The organism is Aeromonas sp. QDB39 (assembly GCF_027707585.1).
Lineage (GTDB): Bacteria > Pseudomonadota > Gammaproteobacteria > Enterobacterales > Aeromonadaceae > Aeromonas > Aeromonas hydrophila.
The window spans coordinates 1-1,711 of sequence record NZ_JAPCIV010000104.1; the positions used below are offsets into that span (position 1 = coordinate 1).

Here is a 1,711-nt window from a genome sequence, read left to right on the forward strand (position 1 = left end):
ATGATCTCGCACCTCGATAACTGTACGTAAGATCAGTATAGTTCGTGGTAACTGACTGCTAATCATGGGTAATCAGGAAGGGATAACCGATGGTAAAGTAAGTTATCCCTGTCGAGATACTGAAAAGCGTTATCCTCGTTTTTCCCAAAACTGTTTTGCCAGTTCGCTCAGAGCGCTAGTTAACTGAGCGACAGATTTCGCACTTTGCAAATTATTCTGCCCGGTCTGTACATTGGTATCAGCAGCATCGCGTATATTGTTAATACTGCGGTTGATGTCTTCACTTACTGCTCCCTGCTGCTCGACCGCAGTCGCTATTTGCGCGTTCATGTCGGTAATTTCGTTAACACGTTGGCCAATTCCATCAAGAGCTGTAGCTGCTTCCTCTGCGTGAGCTACACTCGTGTGCGCTTGCCGACCACTTTGCTCCATGACTGTAACAGCGGATTGCGCTCGCTCTTGTAGAGCGCTGATCATGCTTTGAATATCCGTTGTCGATTGCTGTGTGCGAGCAGCAAGACTGCGAACCTCATCGGCGACAACAGCAAAACCACGCCCCTGCTCACCAGCACGCGCGGCCTCAATTGCTGCGTTGAGTGCCAACAAATTCGTTTGATCGGCGATCCCTCGTATAACGTCAAGAATTTTTGATATCTCGTTACTTTGACCTTCAAGCTCATGAATAACCTGAGCGGCTTGCCTAATTTCACCTTCAAGGGCAGTGATTGACTGGCTTGTGTGGGCTACCAGACGCTGGCCAGATGCCGTCTCAGTGTCTGCTCTTCCGGCCGCATCTGCAGCATGCTGTGCATTGCTCGCAACCTCTTGAATGCTTGCAGTCATTTGGTTTACTGCCGTTGCTATTTGATCTGTCTCTGCCTGCTGCTCAACTGTAAGTACATTGCTTGACTCAATATCCTTTAGTAGGCCTCGGGTGTGTTCGCTAAGCCGATTTGATGCATCATCTATGCGACCTACTACGGCGCCTGTTTCAGCTTGCATCATTCGTAAAGCAAACTCTATTTGGCCAAACTCATCGGTGCGCCCAGTGTAGACGGATTGACTTAATGGGTTATTGGAAATATTCTTGGCTCTTTCAACCAGTCTTCCAAGAGGAGAGAGAATAGCCAAAACACTAACAGAGCTTAAGCTTCCTGACATTAAAGTAGCTAACAATAAGCTGTTTATTGATGTATCAGTAAGCATGCCGGCAGCCATTGCGCTTGATATAATACTACCCCATATGAGCAAGAGTATTTTCACGGAAAAGCTAGCAGCCAATTTCGGCCTCGCGGCCTTCCCGCTTCTCAATTGAGCATATAATTTTTCCGCAGCCAAAACCTGCTCAGGTTCAGGCTTGGTCCTTACAGACTGGTATTCAACAATCGAACCATTCTTAGCTATTGGCGTTACATAAGCACTTACCCAATAGTGGTCGCCATTTTTACAGCGATTTTTTACTAGCCCCATCCATGAGCGGCCAGATTTTAATGTACTCCACATATGCTCAAATGCAGCAGGCGGCATATCTGGGTGTCTTACGATGTTGTGAGGCTGGCCTAATAGTTCTTCCTCAGTGAAACCACTGATTTTAATGAAGTCAGGATTAACGTACGTGATATGGCTTTGAGGGGAGGTAGTCGAAAGAATATTGGCATCTTTTGGGAGTTCTAAGTTTCGACCCGTCACTGGTAAATTCTGGCGCATAAGA

Annotated in this window: 1 protein-coding gene; it reads right to left on the reverse strand. The window is 46.9% G+C overall.

Features of this window, described 5'->3' with window-relative positions; all coding sequences use genetic code 11:
• Positions 1-129 precede the first annotated feature (129 nt).
• A partial coding sequence (locus tag PG899_RS23985; RefSeq protein WP_270697810.1) for a methyl-accepting chemotaxis protein occupies positions 130-1,711 on the reverse strand: 1,582 nt, incomplete at its 5' end.